This window comes from Achromobacter marplatensis (assembly GCF_049060505.1).
In the GTDB taxonomy this organism is placed as follows: Bacteria; Pseudomonadota; Gammaproteobacteria; order Burkholderiales; family Burkholderiaceae_B; genus Achromobacter; species Achromobacter marplatensis_A.
The window spans coordinates 124,427-142,605 of record NZ_JBMGRB010000012.1 but is presented as its reverse complement, the minus strand read 5'-3'; the positions used below and the strand labels follow the sequence as shown (position 1 = coordinate 142,605).

Annotated in this window: 15 protein-coding genes; 9 read left to right on the top strand and 6 right to left on the bottom strand. The window is 66.0% G+C overall.

Annotated features, from left to right (window positions below):
• Positions 1–64: 64 nt before the first annotated feature.
• Positions 65–910, bottom strand: coding sequence for a 3',5'-nucleoside bisphosphate phosphatase (locus tag ACI0FO_RS26115; RefSeq protein WP_416031551.1), 846 nt, complete (start codon positions 908–910; stop codon positions 65–67).
• 70 nt (positions 911–980) lie between these two features.
• Positions 981–1,916 (bottom strand): alpha/beta fold hydrolase, encoded by a 936-nt coding sequence (locus tag ACI0FO_RS26110; RefSeq protein ID WP_416031549.1) that lies wholly within the window; start codon positions 1,914–1,916, stop codon positions 981–983.
• A gap of 310 nt (positions 1,917–2,226) precedes the next feature.
• Between ACI0FO_RS26110 and cfa the strand changes: the two genes are divergently transcribed.
• On the top strand, positions 2,227–3,414 hold the full coding sequence (cfa, locus tag ACI0FO_RS26105; RefSeq protein ID WP_416031547.1) for a cyclopropane fatty acyl phospholipid synthase: 1,188 nt from the start codon (positions 2,227–2,229) through the stop codon (positions 3,412–3,414).
• Here the strand turns inward: cfa and ACI0FO_RS26100 are convergent.
• Positions 3,396–5,027, bottom strand: coding sequence for a GMC family oxidoreductase (locus ACI0FO_RS26100; protein ID WP_416031545.1), 1,632 nt, complete (start codon positions 5,025–5,027; stop codon positions 3,396–3,398). The genes cfa and ACI0FO_RS26100 overlap by 19 nt on opposite strands.
• 190 nt (positions 5,028–5,217) lie before the next feature.
• Between ACI0FO_RS26100 and ACI0FO_RS26095 the strand changes: the two genes are divergently transcribed.
• From ACI0FO_RS26095 to ACI0FO_RS26060, 8 genes are all read left to right on the top strand, one after another.
• Positions 5,218–6,105: a LysR family transcriptional regulator gene (locus tag ACI0FO_RS26095; RefSeq protein WP_416031543.1), complete on the top strand. Its 888-nt coding sequence runs from the start codon at positions 5,218–5,220 to the stop codon at positions 6,103–6,105.
• A gap of 218 nt (positions 6,106–6,323) precedes the next feature.
• A complete protein-coding gene (locus tag ACI0FO_RS26090; protein WP_416031541.1) occupies positions 6,324–6,803 on the top strand; it encodes a VOC family protein in 480 nt (159 codons plus the stop codon).
• 384 nt (positions 6,804–7,187) lie between these two features.
• Positions 7,188–9,749, top strand: coding sequence for a nitrite reductase large subunit NirB (gene nirB / locus ACI0FO_RS26085; protein WP_416031539.1), 2,562 nt, complete (start codon positions 7,188–7,190; stop codon positions 9,747–9,749).
• Positions 9,749–10,096 (top strand): nitrite reductase small subunit NirD, encoded by a 348-nt coding sequence (gene nirD, locus ACI0FO_RS26080; protein WP_416031537.1) that lies wholly within the window; start codon positions 9,749–9,751, stop codon positions 10,094–10,096. Before nirB ends, nirD begins: the two co-directional genes overlap by 1 nt.
• 51 nt (positions 10,097–10,147) lie before the next feature.
• Positions 10,148–10,960 carry a formate/nitrite transporter family protein gene (locus ACI0FO_RS26075; protein WP_416031535.1) on the top strand — a complete coding sequence of 271 codons (813 nt, stop codon included), beginning with the start codon at positions 10,148–10,150 and terminating at the stop codon, positions 10,958–10,960.
• A 12-nt stretch (positions 10,961–10,972) separates the two neighbouring features.
• Positions 10,973–12,736, top strand: a complete 1,764-nt coding sequence (locus ACI0FO_RS26070) for a protein kinase domain-containing protein (RefSeq protein ID WP_416031533.1) — start codon at positions 10,973–10,975, stop codon at positions 12,734–12,736.
• Between the two features lie 17 nt (positions 12,737–12,753).
• Positions 12,754–13,527 carry a uroporphyrinogen-III C-methyltransferase gene (cobA, locus tag ACI0FO_RS26065; protein WP_416031531.1) on the top strand — a complete coding sequence of 258 codons (774 nt, stop codon included), beginning with the start codon at positions 12,754–12,756 and terminating at the stop codon, positions 13,525–13,527.
• 13 nt (positions 13,528–13,540) lie between these two features.
• Positions 13,541–14,803 (top strand): nitrate- and nitrite sensing domain-containing protein, encoded by a 1,263-nt coding sequence (locus ACI0FO_RS26060; RefSeq protein ID WP_416031529.1) that lies wholly within the window; start codon positions 13,541–13,543, stop codon positions 14,801–14,803.
• Between the two features lie 9 nt (positions 14,804–14,812).
• Here the strand turns inward: ACI0FO_RS26060 and ACI0FO_RS26055 are convergent, their stop codons facing one another.
• From ACI0FO_RS26055 to ACI0FO_RS26045, 3 genes are all read right to left on the bottom strand, one after another.
• Complete coding sequence (locus tag ACI0FO_RS26055; RefSeq protein WP_416031527.1) at positions 14,813–16,306, bottom strand: MFS transporter; 1,494 nt, start codon at positions 16,304–16,306, stop codon at positions 14,813–14,815.
• A gap of 138 nt (positions 16,307–16,444) precedes the next feature.
• Entirely contained in the window at positions 16,445–16,900 is a 456-nt protein-coding gene (locus ACI0FO_RS26050; RefSeq protein WP_416031525.1) for a MarR family winged helix-turn-helix transcriptional regulator, read from the bottom strand.
• A 143-nt stretch (positions 16,901–17,043) separates the two neighbouring features.
• The gene (locus ACI0FO_RS26045; RefSeq protein ID WP_416031523.1) at positions 17,044–18,105 is read right to left on the bottom strand and encodes a LacI family DNA-binding transcriptional regulator; all 1,062 of its coding nucleotides are present in this window, start codon (positions 18,103–18,105) and stop codon (positions 17,044–17,046) included.
• Positions 18,106–18,179 lie beyond the last annotated feature (74 nt).

Below are 18,179 nucleotides of genomic sequence, written 5' to 3'. Positions count from 1 at the left end.
GATGCGCCGCAGGGGCGCGCTCAAAATCGGTGGCTTGCAGGATGGGCGGCGGTGGCCGCCCGCGTCAGAACCAGTCGTGCCAGACCGGCTTCAAGTCGGACGGCAGCGGGGGCAAACGGCCCAGGTCCATCCGGCTTTCCTTGGGGCTATGGAAATCCGACCCGCGCGAGGCCAGGAACCCGTAGCGTCGCGCGACGTCGGCGTATTGGCGGGCTTCTTCGGCGGTGTGGCTGCCGGTGTTGACCTCGATGCCCAGCCCGCCCAGTTGCAGGAATTCGTCGAATAGCGCGGCGAATTGCAGCGGGGTGTACTTATAGCGGCCGGGGTGGGCGATGACCGCCACGCCGCCCGCGCCACGGATCCAGCCCACCGCTTCGGCCAACGTGGCCCATTGCATCGGCACATGGCCGGGACGGTCGTCGCCCAGGTGCTTGGTAAACACGGTTTGCACGTCGGGGCAGTAGCCGGCTTCGACCAGATAGCGGGCAAAATGGGTGCGGCTGATCAGTTCCGGGTTGCCGGCGAACGGCAGCGCGCCTTCATAGGCGCCGGGCATGCCCATATCCGCCAGACGTTCGCCGATGCGCTTGGCGCGTTCGGCCCGACCCGACCGGGTCTTGCGCAGGCCTTCGACCAAAGCCGTGTTTTCCGGGTTGAAGCGCAAGCCCACGATATGCACCGTCAGGCCCGCCCAGGTTACCGAAATCTCGACGCCGGTGGCAAACCGCATGCCCAGGTCCTTGGCCGCGCTGGCGGCTTCGGCCAGACCGCCCACTTCGTCGTGGTCGGTCAATGCCCAGACATCCACGCCATTGGCATGCGCGCGCTGCGCCACGTCGCGGGGCGCAAGCGCGCCGTCCGAGACCGTGGAATGGCAATGCAGATCGATGTTCAGGGTGGGCGATGTCATGGGGCTATTGTAGAGAAGGCCCGGCAGCATGGATAGCGCCGGACTGTCCCCATCATCGCAGGGCGGACGGTCAGGCCAGCAGAAAGGCCGCGACGGGGTCCACCTGGCTGTCGGCGATCAGCGTGGGCGCATGCCCCACGCCCGGCACTTCCAGCGCCTGGGCGCGCGGGTTTCGCTTAAGCATTTCTTCAACGGTGGTGGGCGTCAGCAGGTCGGACAGCGCGCCGCGCACGATCAGCATCGGGCATGTGACCGCGTCATAGGAACGCCACAGGATCTGTTCGCCCGCCGCCAGTTCTTCGGGCGTTTGGGCCGCCAGCGCCTGGGCCAGCGCCAGATCGTAATGCTTGACCCATTTCCCGCCGTATTCCGGATACAGGTATTGGGCCAGTTCCGCCCATTGCGCATCCGTGTGCGGCCCGAATGTCCCGGAATTGGCGCGCATGGTGGCCACGGCCTCGTCGAACGAGGCGAATTCGCCCGGTTCGCCCACATATTGGCCGATGCGCGACAGCGCCCCGGTTTCCAGTCGGGGGCCCACATCGTTCAGCACCAATTTGTCCAGCCGGATGCCCTGCCCGGGCGGCAGCATGCCCGCGTGCGGACGCATAAGTTGGAGGGCGCCGGCGAACGCGGCGGCGCCCGACAGCGCCAGGCCGATCAACCCGCCCATCGACGTGCCGACCCAAGCCAGCCGCGCCGGCCGCAGGCGCGCGATCAGCGTGACCATGTCAGACACGTATTGGGGCACGGTATAGAACGCCGGGTTGGCCAGCCAGTCCGACCGGCCGCGGCCCACCACGTCGGGGCAGACGACCCGGTACTGGTCGGCCAACCGGCGCGCCAGCGCGTCGAAATCTCGGCCGCTGCGCGTCAGGCCGTGGACGCAGACCAACACCCGGTCGTTGGCAGGGTCGCCCCATTCCCAGTACGCCATGCGGTGCAAGCCGGCCGGACTGGCGCAGGTGACAAAATCCAAACGGGGCTGCAGGCTGGCGTCCACCATCAAAACACTCCACGGGATCGGCGCAAGCCGACACGGCGGCGCACTGGGCGGACTAGTGTAATCGCGCCGGTCGAACAATCACATGAACGGCATGGGCCAGGCGCGCCCCGCCGCCCGTGCTGGACACCCGGCCCGCGCCTCGCTACGATCAAGCCCATCCTCTTCGAAGCACTCCCCGGCGCGGTGGGAAATTGCGGTTTCCTATCGAGGCGATCCAATCATTAAATTGGAGTTGCCCGCCCGTTGGGACGAGAGTAATGAGCTTCAGGCGTTGCCAGATCAGTCATCCCAAAATTGATATGGAGTCCGTATGCAGCAAAGCAGTCCTGTCTCTCCGCTGACCACCGGCCATTCTTCCCCCGCCGTCAGCCCCCCTCCCCCCGAACCGCCCAAAGTGCTCCAGGACGTGCTGTCCCGAGCCGATGTCCTGATCAACGGCACGCGCCCCTGGGACATCCAGGTGCACGACAAGCACATGTACGAGCGCGTCTTCGCCAGCTGGTCGCTGGGGTTGGGCGAGTCCTATATGGACGGAGAATGGGATTGCGAGCAGCTGGACGAGCTTTTCACGCGCCTGTTGCGCGCGGACATGGGGTCGGCGGCGCTGGGCGTTGCCCGCATCAAGCTGATTGCCGAACACCTGCGCCACAAGCTGTTCAACCTGCAATCCAAGCACCGCGCCTTTGAAGTTGGCGAGCAGCACTACGATGCCGGCAACGACGTGTTCGAAGCCATGCTGGACAGCCGGATGATCTATTCCTGCGCCTACTGGGAAAACGCCCAGACGCTGGAAGACGCCCAGCTGGCCAAGCTGGACATGATCTGCCGCAAGCTGCAGCTAAAGCCTGGCGAAACGTTGCTGGATATCGGCTGCGGCTGGGGCGGCCTGGCCAAGTTTGCCGCCGAGAACTATGGCGTCACGGTCACCGGCGTGACCGTATCGAAAGAGCAGTTGGCGCTGGCGCAGGAACGGGTCAAGGGCCTGCCGGTGCAGTTGCTGCTGCAAGACTACCGCGACCTGCAAGGCAGTTTCGATAAAGTGGTGTCGGTCGGCATGTTCGAGCACGTGGGGCCGAAGAACTACGACACCTACTTCTCCAATGTGCAGCGCCTGATGGCGCCGGACGGCATCTTCCTGCTGCATACCATCGGCATCGCCGCCACCAGCCAAAGCACCGACCCCTGGATCGACCGGTACGTGTTCCCGAACGGCAAGCTGCCGTCTGCCCGCGAAATCGCGGCGGCCGTCGAACACCGCTTCATCATTGAAGACTGGCACAACTTCGGCGCCGACTACGACCGCACGCTGATGGCCTGGTGGGACCGCTTTGAACGCGCGTGGCCCGCGTTGCAGGAACGCTATGGCACACGCTTCTACCGCATGTGGAAATACTATCTGATGTGCTGCGCGGGGTTCTTCCGGTCGCGCGAGGGCCAGCTTTGGCAGGTGATGCTGACCCATCCCCAGCGCCAGGAAACCTATCGTTCCTTGCGTTGAACGCCCGCGTCTTCGCGGATCATGTCGGCGGCGCGCTCCGCGATCATGATGGTCGGCGAATTGGTGTTGCCCGACGTGATCAGCGGCATGACTGACGCGTCGGCGATGCGCAAGCCCTCCAGCCCGAAGACCCGCAGCCGCGCGTCCACCACCGCACCGCTGTCCGCGTCCTTGCCCATCGCGCACGTCCCCACCGGGTGGAAGATCGTCGTGCCGATCTTGCCGGCCGCTTCGCGCAACTGTTCGTCGGTCTGGTAGGCCGGGCCGGGCAACCATTCCTGCGGTTGATAGCGCTGCAGGGCCGGCGCCGCCGCGATACGGCGCACCAGCCGGATCGAATCGGCCGCCACCTGGATATCCGCTTCCGTGCTGAGGTAGTTGGCGGCAATGACCGGCGTGGCGGCCTCCGGCGTACCGGGCGCCCCTTGCGCATGGACACTGCCGCGCGACGTCGGCCGCAGATTGCACACGCTGGCCGTAAACGCGTCGAAGGCATGCAGGGGTTCGCCAAAAGCGCCCAGCGACAGCGGTTGTACATGGAACTCCACGTTGGCGCGCGTCTGGCTGGGGTCGGATTTAGCGAATGCCCCCAGTTGCGACGGCGCCATGCTCATTGGGCCGCTGCGTTTCAGCAGGTATTCCAGGCCGATGCCGGCCTTGCCGCGCCACGACGACGCAATGCGATTCAGCGTCTTGACCCCGTTGACCTTGAGGATGACCCGCAGTTGCAGGTGGTCTTGCAGGTTCTCGCCCACGCCGGGCAAGGCATGGCGCAGCGCAATGCCGCTTTCCCGCAGCCGCGCGGGTTCGCCGATGCCCGATAGTTCCAGCAGATGCGGGGTATTGACCGCGCCCGCCGCCAACACCACTTCGCGGGTTGCGCGCACCGTCAGGCTTTTTCCCCCACGCCGCAGTTGCACGCCGACGCAGCGCTTGCCCTCGAATACCAGTTGCTCGGCCTGGGCGCCCGTCATCACATGCAGGTTCGGGCGTTTGAGCACGGGGCGCAGAAACGCCTTGGACGTGTTCCAGCGCCAGCCACTGCGCTGGTTCACCTCGAAATAACCGCTGCCGAAGTTGTCGCCCCGGTTGAAGTCCTGCACGCGCGGAATGCCCTCCTGTTCGGCGGCGCCCGCGAACGCTTCCAGGATGTCCCAGCGCAACCGCTGGGATTCGACCCGCCACTCGCCGCCCGCGCCATGGAACTCGTCGGCGCCGCGATGGTAGTCCTCGCTGCGCTTGAACACCGGCAGCACTCGGTCCCAGCTCCAGGCCGGGTCGCCCGACAGCGCGGCCCAGTCTTCGTAATCTTCGCGCTGGCCGCGCATGTAGATCATGCCGTTGATGGACGAGCAGCCGCCCAGCACCCGGCCGCGCGGATAGATCAGTGAACGGCCGCCCAAGCCGGCCTCTTTGACGGTCCGGTACATCCAGTCCGTGCGCGGGTTGCCGATGCAATACAGGTATCCCACCGGAATATGGATCCAGTGGTAGTTGTCGCGGCCGCCGGCCTCCAGCAGCAGCACCCGAGTGCCCGGGTCCTGGCTCAGGCGGTTGGCCAGCACGCAGCCGGCCGACCCCGCGCCGACGATGACGATGTCGTATGTCTCCATAAGCTCTTCTTATCTGGTTGGCGGCGCTTTGGGGCTGCCGCCACGGTGAGCCGACCCGGCTGCGGCGTCTGAACGCGCGCCGGGCATCTGGCGTGACTCTGGCTCAGCAGCCCGGAACTGTCCAATGAAATGTTAAAAAGCGCCTTATAAGCATCCCTAATAATGCTCACCCCTTCTTGCGGACATCGCCATGGACCTCAAGCACATCCGGACCTTTGCCGCCGTGGCGCGCGAAGGGAATCTGACGCGCGCGGCCGAACACCTGCACCTGACCCAGCCGGCGCTGAGTCTTCAGCTGAAGAATTTCCAGGAATCGCTGGACCTGACCTTGTTCTCGCGCACGGCGCAAGGGCTGGCGCCGAACGCCGACGGGCGGGCGTTGCTGCCGTCCGCGCTCCGTATCCTGGACGCGCTGGATGATTTCCAGCGGGCCATCGGCGCCCTGCGCGACACCGTGCAGGGCGAATTGCGCATCGGCACCATCCTGGACCCGGAATTCCTGCGCCTGGGCGCCACGCTGCAATACCTGGTGGAGCATTACCCGAAGATCCGCCCCACCCTGCGCCACGGTATGTCGGGATCGGTGGGCCGGCAGGTGCGGGCGGGCGATCTGGATGTGGGCTTCTCATTGGGCCCCCAGGCGTCCACGGCCGCCCAGCCCGGTCTGGACGCGCTGCCGCTGGCCTCCTTCGCGTACTACGTGGTGGCCCCCAAAGGATGGAGCGCGCAAGTGGCGGGGCGGGGCTGGGGCGAGATCGCCGCGCTGCCGTGGATCTGGACCCCGCCAGACTCCGTGCACCATCGCCTGCTATCGGACAAATTCAACGCGTTAGGGCTTACGCCCAACGCGGTCGCCGAGGTGGATCAGGAAGCCTCCATGCTGGACCTGGTGCGGTCCGGCGTGGGCCTGTCGCTGGCCAGGGACTCCATCGCGTTACGGGAATCCCAGGCCAACGGCCTGCTGCTGGTGAAGGGGCTGGCCATCCAGGCCGGACTCTCGTTCATCACCCAGGCCGGGCGGCGCGGCGATCCGCTGGTGGCCGCCGCTTTCGATGCCGTGCAGGCGGCTTTTGCCTGACGGCGCCGGCACCCCCAATTTGCCTTTCAATTCCCGTTTCAAATGTCACGATTTTGGACGCGACCCGGGCGCGGCGCGGGTTCAATAATGTCCCAATCTTGATCAGCCCCACGCCAGCGCCTGCCGTGACGCGCCGGCCTGAGGTGGCGGCCATCCCTGGCCGCGTGCGCCGCCAGGCACGCGGCGCAACGGCAGCACATCCACCCAGGAGACACACCATGCTCAGCAAAAACACGATTTGCCTCTGGTACGACAACGCCGCCCTGGAGGCCGCGACGTTCTACGCCAAGACCTTTCCGGACAGCGCCGTCAAGGCGATCCACCGCGCGCCCGGCGACTATCCGTCGGGCAAGGAAGGCGATGTCCTGACCGTTGAATTCACGGTGATGGGCATCCCGTGCCTGGGGCTGAACGGCGGCCCGGCCTTCCAACATAACGAAGCCTTCTCGTTCCAGGTCGCCACCGACGATCAGGAAGAAACGGACCGCCTGTGGAACGCGATCATCGACAACGGCGGCCGGGCAAGCGAGTGCGGCTGGTGCAAGGACAAGTGGGGACTGTCATGGCAGATCACGCCCCGCATCCTGTCCGCCGCGATCATCGACCCGGACCCGGCCGCCGCCAAGCGCGCCTTCGAAGCCATGATGACCATGGGGAAGATCGACATCAGCGGGATCGAGGCGGCGCTGCGGGGCTAACCGCTGCGGCGCGGGTTGAACATTGCCCGCCGCCAGATCCTTCAAGAATCAGACTGTTCCGAGCCCTGCGCGGCGCCAGCCGATGCGCCAATCCGGTGCGCCGCGCACAATCGCCTGCACCGATGTGAAGCAAGCGCGGCACACGCTGCCGCGGCTGCGCTGACCCTGCGCACGCGCCCTTTTCCGCCCCTTTCCCTATGAAAACCGCTGTGTCGCCCTCCTCGCGGAGCGCGACGCCCTCCCCTGGCACGGACTTTGCTTAAGTGTCCTTGCAGGCCGCAAGGCAAGCACCACAACTTGAGCAGTCCCGGCAAAGGCGCCCGACCGAAAGGTCCAGGGCGCCTTTTGCCTTTTTGAATCACTTATCCAAGCCTGGGGAACTCCATGAAAGCAGCGGCCACTCCCGATTCTTTGCAGACGCTGGTCGTGATCGGCAACGGCATGGTGGGACACCATTGCGTCGAACAGCTGATTGCGCGCGGCGCGCTTGCCCGCTATCGCATCCACGTCTACGGCGAAGAGTCCCGCCGCGCCTACGACCGCGTGCATCTGTCCGAGTACTTGAACGGACGCGACGCCGAATCGATGGCGATGAGCGATGCCGCGTTCTATGCGCAGGAAGGCCTGGCGCTGCATCTGGGCGAACCCGTGCTGGAGATTGACCGCCAGGCCCAGGAAATCGTGACGGCCAACGGCCGCGTCCGGTATGACAAGCTGGTGCTGGCCACCGGCTCATATCCCTTCGTTCCGCCGATCGCGGGCGCCGAAGGCGCGTCACGGTTGGTGTATCGCACGATCGACGACCTGGACCTGATCCGGGCCGCGGCCACCGGCGCGCGACGCGGCGTCGTGGTGGGCGGTGGGCTGCTGGGGCTGGAAGCCGCCAATGCGCTGAAATCACTGAACCTGGAAGCCCATGTGGTGGAATTCGCGCCGCGCTTGATGCCGGTGCAACTGGACGACGCCGGCGGCGCCGCGCTGCGCGCCCGCATCGAAGCGCTGGGCGTGGGCGTGCATCTGTCGCGCGCCACGCAGGACATCAAGCCGGGCACGCACTACCGCTACCGCATGCGCTTCGCCGAAGGCGAGCCGCTGGAGACCGACCTGATCGTGTTCTCGGCCGGCATCCGCCCGCACGTGACGCTGGCGCGCAAGGCCGGCCTGGCGCTGGCGGAACGCGGCGGCGTGGTGATCGATGATCGCTGCCGCAGCAGCGACGACCACATCTACGCCATCGGCGAATGCGCAGCCTGGAACGGCACCGTGTTCGGCCTGGTGGCCCCGGGTTACCAAATGGCGCGCATCGTGGCGGCCGACTTGTGCGAGGCGGACGAACAGCCGTTCACCGGCGCCGACATGTCCACCAAGCTGAAGCTGCTGGGGGTGGACGTGGGGTCCATCGGCGATGCCCACGGCACCACCCCTGGCGCGCGCAGCTACCGGTACATCGACGAGGCCGGGTCCAGCTACCGCAGGCTGGTGGTGTCCGCCGACGGCAAGCGCGTGCTGGGCGCGGTGCTGGTGGGCGACAACCGCTATTACGACACCCTGCTGCAGTACGTGCAGAACGGCATCGCGCCGCCGGCTGATCCCGCCAGCCTGATCCTGCCGCTGGGCAAAGCCGCGCCCGCATTGGGCGTGGACGCGCTGCCGGCTACCGCCACCATTTGCTCCTGTCACAACGTCAGCAAAGGCGCGGTCAGCGCGGCCATCGACGGCGGATGCACCGACCTGGCCGGCGTCAAACGCTGCACCAAAGCGGCCTCCGGCTGCGGCGGCTGCGCCAGCCTGCTCAAGCAAGTGGTGGAACACGAACTGGCGAGCCGCGGCGTCGCCGTGGACAAAAGCCTGTGCGAACACTTCGCCTACACCCGCCAGGAGCTGTACGCGATCGTGCGCGTGGGCGGCATCGAAACCTTCGAAGCCTTGCTGGCCAGCCATGGCAAGGGCCATGTGGGCTGCGATATCTGCAAGCCCGCGGTGGGCTCCATCCTGGCGTCGTGCTGGAACCGTCCTATCCAGGACCCGCACCTGGTGCCGCTGCAAGACACCAACGACACCTTCATGGCCAACATGCAAAAGAACGGCACCTATTCCGTGGTGCCGCGCATTCCCGCCGGCGAGATCACGCCGGATGGCCTGATCGCCATTGGCGCGGTGGCCAAGAAGTACAACCTTTACACCAAGATCACGGGCGGCCAGCGCATCGACCTGTTCGGCGCACAGTTGCATGAACTGCCCGACATCTGGGCCGAACTGATCGCCGCCGGCTTCGAAACCGGGCACGCCTACGGCAAGTCGACCCGCACCGTGAAGTCCTGCGTGGGCAGCACCTGGTGCCGCTATGGCGTGCAGGACAGCGTGCAGATGGCGCTGGACATCGAGCACCGCTACAAAGGCCTGCGTTCGCCACACAAGCTGAAGTTCGCGGTGTCGGGGTGCACGCGGGAATGCGCCGAGGCGCAAAGCAAGGACATCGGCGTCATCGCCACCGAGAACGGTTGGAACCTGTATGTGTGCGGCAACGGCGGCATGCGGCCACGCCACGCCGAACTGTTCGCCACCGACCTGGACGACGCCACGCTGATCCGCACCATTGACCGCGTGCTGATGTTCTACATCCGCACCGCCGACAAGCTGCAGCGCACCTCGGTCTGGCGTGAGTCCCTGGAAGGCGGCCTGGACTACCTGAAGGACGTGGTGCTGAACGACAGCCTGGGCCTGTGCGCCGAACTGGATGCGCAGATGCAGCTGGTGGTCGACCGCTACGAATGCGAGTGGGCAAACGCCTTGAACGACCCGGAAAAGCTCAAGCGCTTCCGCACCTTCGTGAACGAGCGCGGCGGCGACCCCGACATTCAATTCGTGCAGGAACGCGGCCAGCCCCGGCCCGCCCCCGCGCGCGGGCCGTCCCGTGTCATTCCCATCGCAGAGGAGATCGCCTGATGAACGCCCCCCACCCTACCCCCACGTGGCGGCCCGTCTGCACGCGGCAGGACCTGGTGGCCCAGTCTGGTGTCGTCGTGCTTGTGGACGGCGAACAGATCGCCCTGTTCTACCTGCCCGGCGCGGACGGTCCGGATCTTTACGCGATTGAAAACCGCGACCCGAAATCGGGCGCGAACGTCATCGGCCGCGGCCTGATCGGCCATCTGGGCGGTGAGCTGGTCGTGGCCTCTCCCCTTTACAAGCAGCACTTCCGGCTGGCCGACGGCAGTTGCGTGCAGTACCCGGAACAGCGGCTGCGCACCTGGCAGGCGCGCTTGAACGGCGACGCCGTGGAAATCGCCTGACCGCCGCCCCCCCGACACTGACTTCACGATAGCAACGCAATAGGAAACAACATGTCCTACCTGGTACCTTCCGAATTCGTCACCAAAATGGTCGACGCCGGCGAGTCGAAAATCTACATGGCGACCCGCGACGTCCTCATCCGCGCTTTCATGGCCGGCGCCATCCTGGCGATCGCCGCCGTGTTCGCCGTTACCGTCACCGTGCAGACCGACTCGCCCATTTTGGGCGCCGCGCTCTTTCCGGTGGGCTTCTGCATCCTGTACCTGATGGGCTTCGACCTGCTGACGGGCGTCTTCGTGCTGACGCCGCTGGCGCTCTTCGACAAACGGCCCGGCGTCACCGTCAAGGCCATCCTGAAGCACTGGGGCGTCGTCTTCGTCGGCAATTTCCTGGGCGCGCTGACGGTCGCCCTGCTGATGGCGATCGTTTTCACCTACGGCTTTTCGGTGCCGCCCAACAAGGTCGGGCAAGTGATCTCGCACATCGGCGAGAACCGCACGCTGGGCTACAAGGAGTACGGCGCCGGCGGCATGCTGACGATCTTCATCCGCGGCGTGCTGTGCAATTGGATGGTGTCGCTGGGCGTCGTGGGCGCCATGATTTCAACCTCGGTCAGCGGCAAGGTCATCGCCATGTGGATGCCCGTGATGCTGTTCTTTGCGATGGGGTTCGAGCATTCCATCGTCAACATGTTCCTGTTCCCATCGGCGCTGATCATGGGCGGCAACTTCTCGATCATGGATTACATGATCTGGAACGAAATCCCCGTCGTGCTGGGCAACCTGATCGGCGGCCTCTCGCTGACCGGCCTGACGCTCTACACCACCCACATGAAGACCGCGCCCAAGCGCCGCTTCAACTGATCCCGCACGCGGATGCCGACCTTGACGGAACGCCATCCCCCCGCCGCCTCGTTGCAGGTGGCGGTGGGCCAGCACACCGAGCCGGGCCGCAAGCCGGTCAACCAGGACTTCCACGGCCTGTGCGTGCCCGCCGAACCGCTGCTGGGCGCCAAGGGCATCGCCATCGCGCTGGCCGACGGCATCAGCAGCAGTAACGTCAGCCACATCGCCAGCGAAACCGCGGTGGCCAGTTTCCTGGAAGACTATTACTGCACGCCCGAAACGTGGTCGGTGAAGAAGTCCGCGCACAAGGTGCTAAGCGCGGCCAACGGCTGGCTGCACGCCCAGACGCGCCAGCGGCAACATCCCGCCCAAGCCCGTGACGCCGACCGGGGCTATGTCTGCACCATGACCGTGATGGTGCTGAAAGCCACGACCGCCCACATCCTGCACATCGGCGACGCGCGCATCTATCGGCTGCGCGGCGGCAAGATGGAACAGCTGACCGACGATCACCGCGTCTGGATATCGCAAGACAAGAGCTACCTGGGGCGCGCCCTGGGCCTGGCGCCGCATCTAGAGGTGGACTACCACACGCAGCCGGTCGAACAGGGCGACGTGTTCCTGCTGGCCACCGACGGCGCGTATGAACACCTGGGCGCGGCCGACGTCGCCCAGGCCCTGGACGCACATCCGGACGCCTTGGACGAGGCGGCGCGCGGCCTCGTCCGGTTGGCGTATGAACGCGGCAGCGACGACAACCTGACCGTGCAGATCGTGCGGGTCGACGCGCTCCCCCCGCGCCGCGCCGACGAAATCGCCCGCTACAGCCGCAACCTGCCCTGCCCGCCGCTGTTGACCGCCGGCATGGCATTCGAAGGGTTTCGCGTCGTGGAGGAACTGCGCGCCAGCCACCGCAGCCACGTGTATCTGGCCCACGACATCGCCAGCGGCGACCCCGTCGTGCTGAAGATTCCGTCGCTGGACATGCGGCACGACCCCGCCTACCTGGAACGGCTGTTGACCGAGGAATGGATTGCCCGCCGCATCGACAGCCGCCATGTCGTGCGTGCCTGGCCGATGCCGCGCCCCCGCCATTATCTGTACACGGTCAGCGAACACATCCCGGGCCGCACCCTGACGCGCTGGATGGCCGAGCATCCCCGGCCCACGCTGGATGAGGCCGTCACGATCATCGAACAGGTCGCGCGCGGCCTGCAGGCTTTCCACCGGCTGGAAATCGTGCACCAGGACCTGCGCCCCGACAACATCCTGATCACCGAAGACGGCCAGGCGAAGATCATCGACCTGGGTTCCGCCCAAACGGCCGGCCTGCTGGACCGCGCGGCGCAGGAAGACGACGCGCCGCCCATGCTGGGCACGGCGCAATATGCCGCGCCCGAAACGTTTCTGGGCGAAGCCGGCACCATGCGCTCGGACCTGTATTCGCTGGCTGCGGTGCTGTACCAGATGCTGTCGGGCCGCCTGCCCTATGGCGCCGAGGTCGCACGGGCGCGCAGCCGCGCCGCGCAACTGCGGCTGAATTATGTATCGGTGCTGGATGCCGATCGCGAGCTGCCGGCCTGGATCGACGGCGTGCTAAGCCGCGCCCTGCACCCCGACCCGGCGGCGCGCACGGCAGAGCTGTCCGAGTTCACCCATGCCCTGCGCCATCCGCCCGACGCCGCGCGCCGCGGCGAACGGCTGCCCCTGCTGGAACGGAATCCGCTCGCGTTCTGGAAAGGCCTGTGCCTGGTCCAGTTCATCGTCATTCTGATCCTGTCCGTCACCCATTGAAGCTGGAGACTCTGCTTATGAACCCCACCGTCTGGCTGATCGGCGCCGGCCCCGGCGACCCGGAACTGCTGACGCTCAAAGCCGTCAAGGCGCTACGCCAGGCTGATGTCGTCCTGATCGACGACCTGGTCAATCCGCAGATCTTGGACTATTGCGCGCAGGCCCGTCTTGTTCATGTCGGCAAGCGCGGCGGCTGCCGTTCCACGCCGCAGGCGTTCATCCAGCGGCTGATGTTGCGTTACATACGCCAAGGGTTGCGGGTGGCGCGCCTGAAAGGCGGCGACCCGTGCATCTTCGGCCGCGCGGGCGAAGAGGCCCAATGGCTCAGCGACCACGGCGTGGCCTGTGAAGTCGTGAACGGCATCACCGCAGGGCTGGCCGCCGCCACCGCCTGCGGCATTCCCTTGACGCAACGCGGCATGGCCCAGGGCGTTACACTGATCACCGCCCATTCCCAGGACGGCACGGTGCCCGATTGGACGGGCCTTGCGCGCAGCGGCACGACGCTGGTGGTGTATATGGGGGTGGCGAAACTGCACGACATGAGCAGCCAATTGCTGGCGGCCGGCATGGCCGCCGACACCCCCGTCGCAATGATCGAGCGCGCATCCCTGGCCGATCAGCGTGAATGCCGGTCAACGCTTGCCGCCATGACGCGCGATGCCGACGCCTTCGGCTTGCGCAGCCCGGCCGTGCTGGTCATCGGCCAGGTCGCCGCCTGCCAGATGTTCGGCGCCAGCGACCTGCGGTTGCCGGTGCACGCCGAACCGGCCCTGCGCCGCCGCGCCTGAACCCGAGCCCCCAATGACCGAACGCCGCCTGCCGCCGCCCTTGCGCTTCCTGCTCGCCGCCCGCCGCAGTGAGCTTCAAGGCCTGGAGGCCTTGTCGGGCACTTGCGAATTGGTGGTCCGCGTCAGTGCGTTGGTGCATGCGCTGCAAAAAGAACGGGGCTACTCCAACCTGACGCTGTGCAGCCCGCAAGACCGCCTGCAAGCGGCGCTGGCCGGGCTGAGCCAGGACGCCATCAGCGTCGAGGCGGACGCGCGCCAATTCCTGGACAGCCACGCCACTGATTCCGGCCACGGCGCAGGCCGCGCGCGCCTGCTCAACTGCATCGCCTTTGCGCTGTTCCGCCTGGACGAGATGCCCGCGCTGCGCCGACAGGTCCGCGACCAGTCCGTGTCCGCCGACGAGACCGATTCGCGCTTCACGCAGGTGATCGGCAGCCTGCTGGCGGTGGTCTTCGAAGCGGCCGATTCCGCGCTGGATCCCGGCGTCACCCGCATCCTGGTGGCGCTGCTGAATTTCATGCAAGGCAAGGAACTGAGCGGCCAGGAACGCGCCTGTGGCGTGATGGGATACACGGCCGGCTTCTTTACCGACGCGCAAAAGGCCCGCATGCTGGGCCTGGCGGCCAACCAGCGGCGCAGCTTCGATACCTATTCCCAATATGCGGAAGGCGCAGCGCTGCAATGCTGGGACCAGATCCAGCAGCAGGGCCAGCCCGTGCAGCGCATGCGCGACATGGCGCAGCACACTTCCCGCGCGCAACGCGTGGACGGCGCCCTGGCCGAGCTGTGGTTCGATCTGTACACCGCGCGCATCGACGCCATGCGGGAAGTTGAAAGCCTGCTGGCCCAGGCGCTGGCGCAGCAATGCGCCCGCCGCATCGCCGAAACCCGCCAAGAGCTGGACGACCGCCGCCTGCTTTTAAGCCGCTATGCCGACCATGCCAGCGGCCGCGCGCCCAGCATGCTGTACAGCGTGCAAAGCCGCATCGTGGATACGCCGCCCGCGGATGGCGTGGGCAGTGAATTGGAACGGTCGATCCTGGACATGATGCGCGAACAGACGCTGCGCATGCAGCAAACCGACGACGCCTTGAACACGGTGCGCGGCGCGTTGGACGAAAAAAAGCGCATCGACCGCGCCAAGCTGCTGCTGATCAGCCAGTACGGCTTGACCGAACAGGCCGCGCACGAACGCCTGCAACGCGCCGCCATGGATGGCGGCTTGTCGTTGTCGGATGTCGCGCGCCAGGTGATCGGGCAATTGGGTGGAAATTAACCCGTCGCGCTACCGAAACACCCGTTGCCTCAAGCTGACCAGCGCGCCGGCCGCGGCCAAGACAGCCAGCGCGCGGAAATGGTCCAGATTCGCCAGCAGCACGGATTGCTGATCCAGCATTTGCGAGATCTGCGCCACCGCCATCTGCTGTGCCCGCACCGGATCCGCCACCGCGGCGTACACACTGCTTAGCTGCGCCTTGGCCGCTTCGAAGTTGGCGTTGCCCGTGGCGATGCTGGCTTGCAGCACGTTGTAGTGTTCAGACGTCAACCACTGCTGGCCCACGGTGGCCACCATGATGCCCAACGCCTGTCCGATTTGCGCCAGCATGTTCTTGACCTGCTGGGCGTGCGCGAACAGCGCCGGATCGTGGGCCAGGCCGGCGAAGGTGTTCATGGCCGTGGTGGGCATGATGATCATGATGAACACGCCATAGCAGGCCAGCGCGGGCAACACGTCGGTCCAGGCATCGGCCGTGGGCGACAGGCGCGACATCAGGACGCCGAACGCCGCCAGCGCCAGGAACCCCGTCACGAAGAACTTGCGCGGCGAGGGCCAGCGGGCAAGCAGTTGCGACATCACGGCGAACGTCAGCACGCCGGCTCCCAGGCCCATGGCAAAGAACACGCCCGTGTTGGCCCAGGAGTGGCCCAGCGCGCGTTGCAGCATCAGCGGCACCAGATAGCCGTTGGCGCCCAGCATCAGATAGCAGAACATGAAGAGCGCCAGCCCGCTTACGAACCGCGCCTCTTTCATGCCGCCCAGCTTCAGCAGCGGCGCGCCGTTGCGCGTTTCCGACCAGACGAAGTACCCCAGCGCGGCCATGCCGGCCAGCGCGGACAGCACCAGCAGATGACGGTCGCTGAAGAAATCGTAATAGGACCGCTGCAGCGCGTGCAGCAGCAGGAAGCTGCCCAATCCCAGCGCAGCGATCGGCGCCATGCGGGCCTGCCCGGCCACCGTCGGGCGCCCTTCCTTCCCGGGCATCGACCGGGCGACCGGGACCATCGCCAGCACCGACAGCACGGCGACCAGCCAGAACATCAACGGCCAGCCGTCGTGGTCGACGGCCAGCGACGCCAACCACGGCGCCAGCGCTGTGCCCGTGCACAGCCCGGTTGCCAACGCCTTGATGCCCTGAAAGCGCATCGGACCCGGCGCAATCAGATTCACCGTCAACCGCGACGACGTCAGCATCGCCGCGCAGCCCGTCGCCATCAGCACGCGGCCAAACAGGAACCCCGCCTGGCTCAACGACAGCGCGCACGCCACCGCGCCCGCCGCCGCCGCGCCCAGCGACGCCAGCAGATACCGGCGTAATCCCAGGTGATGCACCAACCAGCCCTGCAGCGCGATCAGCACCACGGCCACGCAGGCGTAGGCGACCGCGACAGTGGTGTATTCCTCGGGGCTGGCGCCGATCTCGCCCATGATGGGCGCCGCCGCGAACGTGACCATGCCGTTCTGCAGGAAATCGATGAACGTCAGCGCGCCGATCGTCATCAGCAACGCGGGGGGGATCGGGGATTGACTTGGCGCTGGGACGGGGCTCATGGCGACGGGCAACGGTACGGTTAATTTAAGCCCAGGCTGTATATGCCTAGGCAGATAAATAGCTAAAAAAAAGCGGACTGAATAACGTCAGTCCGCGGCGGCGTTAACAAGCAGGCGCGACAACAACTTGTGCAGCGTCTCGGCGTCATCTTCCGAAAAGCCCTTCAGCAAACGCCGCATGGCGACGTCGATGGCGCTAAGCACCTGGGGCAGCGCGGCCTGCCCCTGTTCGGTCAATTCAATCAGGTAGCTGCGCCGGTCGGCTTCGTTTTCCACCCGGCGGATGAACCCCTTGGCCGCGATGCGGTCCAGCAGCCGCGTCATGGCGCCCGAGTCGTAGGCCAGCACGCGGCAGAAGTCGCTAAGGGTGCGGCCCCAGCCCTTTGCCAGGCAATTCAGCACCACATACTGCGGCGTGGTCAGTTCGAACGGCGCCAATTCGCGCTCCAGGGCGTCATAGATGCTGTTGCGCACTGACGTCACCATGAAGCCGAGTTCACCGGTATGAAAGCGGTCCAGTACAGTAGGTTTGACGGGGCACATAGTGGCCTTGCCGCAGCGCTAGAGGTCGATTCCCGAAGTTTAACTGCCTAGGCAGTTAAAGTGCAAGCGGTGAAACGAGCGGATGCGCCAGGGACCCCGAGACAGCAGGCGACTGCCGCCCATTCACGGCAAGGCATGGCGAACTACGGCAGGTTCTCGCGGAAGATCACCTGGCTGCGCGCCAATTCCACCCCGTTCATCGCGCTGCGTTTGTCGCGCAGATTGCAGAAGATGCGCACGCAGCTCATCAGCGCTTCCATCGGGCTTTGCGTGATGACGGCGTCCATCGTGCCGTCGATCAGCAAAGACCGGGTGTCGGGCGTCAGCCCGTGGCCGATGAACACGACACGGTGCTGCTGGCCCGCCTCTTTCAGCGCGCGCGCCACGCCGTCGGACGCCCCGCCAATGTTGTAGATACCCGCCAGATTGGGATATTGCTCCAGCAACTGGCGCGTCTGCTCGTAGTTGCGCTGCGCGTCGTCGTAGCCTTCGCGCAAGTCCACCACCTGCATGGCCTGGAACTGTTCGGCATACAACTGCAGGAACCCGCTTTCGCGCTCTTCGTGAGCGCGGTAATGGCGCGAACCGGCGATCAAGGCCACATGCGCGGCGCGCGACCCGATGAAGCGCGCGATCAGGTAGCCGGCGGTGCGTCCCGCCGCGCGGTTGTCCAGCCCCACATAGGCCGTGCGCGCACTGTTGGCCAAATCGGAAATCAGCGTCACCGTGGGCACGCCCCGCTCCGCCAGCATATTGACGGCCTCGCGCACCACGGGATGCTCAAGCGCCATGAACGCAATGCCGTCCGCGCGCTTGCCGTGCTTGGCCAGCGCCTGCGCCAGCGCGTCGGGGTTGAAGCTTTCCACATATTCGATCTGGCACTTGGCGTTCAAGGGCGCGAAGTGCTCATGCGCATAGCTGACCGTATCGCCCAGCATGCGCAGGTAGCGGTTGCTGCCACGCGGCAGCAGGAACACCAGCCGCATGGGCTCGGCCGGGGCTGCGGCGGCCAGTTCCTGTTCCGGCAGATAGTCCAGTTCGATGGCGGCCTTGAAGACCTTTTGCGCGGTGTTGGCGCGCACCCCGGGCCGGCGGTTCAACACGCGGTCGGCCGTGGCGGTGGACACACCGGCGCGCGCGGCCACATCGGCCAGGCGGGCAAGCTTACGTTCGGGCAGGGCTCTATTCACATCAAAAACCATCATGAATAAGGTTTGACGATGATACTGCCTATTCACTATTGTCCACACTGCCGCATGGGTTTGGCGTTTTTGTGGCA

Excerpts from the sequence above, each read along its gene's own strand:
- ACI0FO_RS26110 (WP_416031549.1), bottom strand. The coding sequence starts at position 1,916 with ATGGTGGACGCCAGCCTGCAGCCCCGTTTGGATTTTGTCACCTGCGCC.
- cobA (WP_416031531.1), top strand. The coding sequence starts at position 12,754 with ATGAACCCCACCGTCTGGCTGATCGGCGCCGGCCCCGGCGACCCGGAA.
- nirB (WP_416031539.1), top strand. The coding sequence starts at position 7,188 with ATGAAAGCAGCGGCCACTCCCGATTCTTTGCAGACGCTGGTCGTGATC.
- nirD (WP_416031537.1), top strand. The coding sequence starts at position 9,749 with ATGAACGCCCCCCACCCTACCCCCACGTGGCGGCCCGTCTGCACGCGG.
- ACI0FO_RS26075 (WP_416031535.1), top strand. The coding sequence starts at position 10,148 with ATGTCCTACCTGGTACCTTCCGAATTCGTCACCAAAATGGTCGACGCC.
- ACI0FO_RS26045 (WP_416031523.1), bottom strand. The coding sequence starts at position 18,105 with ATGATGGTTTTTGATGTGAATAGAGCCCTGCCCGAACGTAAGCTTGCC.
- ACI0FO_RS26055 (WP_416031527.1), bottom strand. The coding sequence starts at position 16,306 with ATGACGATCGGCGCGCTGACGTTCATCGATTTCCTGCAGAACGGCATG.
- ACI0FO_RS26095 (WP_416031543.1), top strand. The coding sequence starts at position 5,218 with ATGGACCTCAAGCACATCCGGACCTTTGCCGCCGTGGCGCGCGAAGGG.
- ACI0FO_RS26100 (WP_416031545.1), bottom strand. The coding sequence starts at position 5,027 with ATGGAGACATACGACATCGTCATCGTCGGCGCGGGGTCGGCCGGCTGC.
- ACI0FO_RS26115 (WP_416031551.1), bottom strand. The coding sequence starts at position 910 with ATGACATCGCCCACCCTGAACATCGATCTGCATTGCCATTCCACGGTC.
- ACI0FO_RS26060 (WP_416031529.1), top strand. The coding sequence starts at position 13,541 with ATGACCGAACGCCGCCTGCCGCCGCCCTTGCGCTTCCTGCTCGCCGCC.
- ACI0FO_RS26050 (WP_416031525.1), bottom strand. The coding sequence starts at position 16,900 with ATGTGCCCCGTCAAACCTACTGTACTGGACCGCTTTCATACCGGTGAA.
- ACI0FO_RS26070 (WP_416031533.1), top strand. The coding sequence starts at position 10,973 with ATGCCGACCTTGACGGAACGCCATCCCCCCGCCGCCTCGTTGCAGGTG.
- ACI0FO_RS26090 (WP_416031541.1), top strand. The coding sequence starts at position 6,324 with ATGCTCAGCAAAAACACGATTTGCCTCTGGTACGACAACGCCGCCCTG.
- cfa (WP_416031547.1), top strand. The coding sequence starts at position 2,227 with ATGCAGCAAAGCAGTCCTGTCTCTCCGCTGACCACCGGCCATTCTTCC.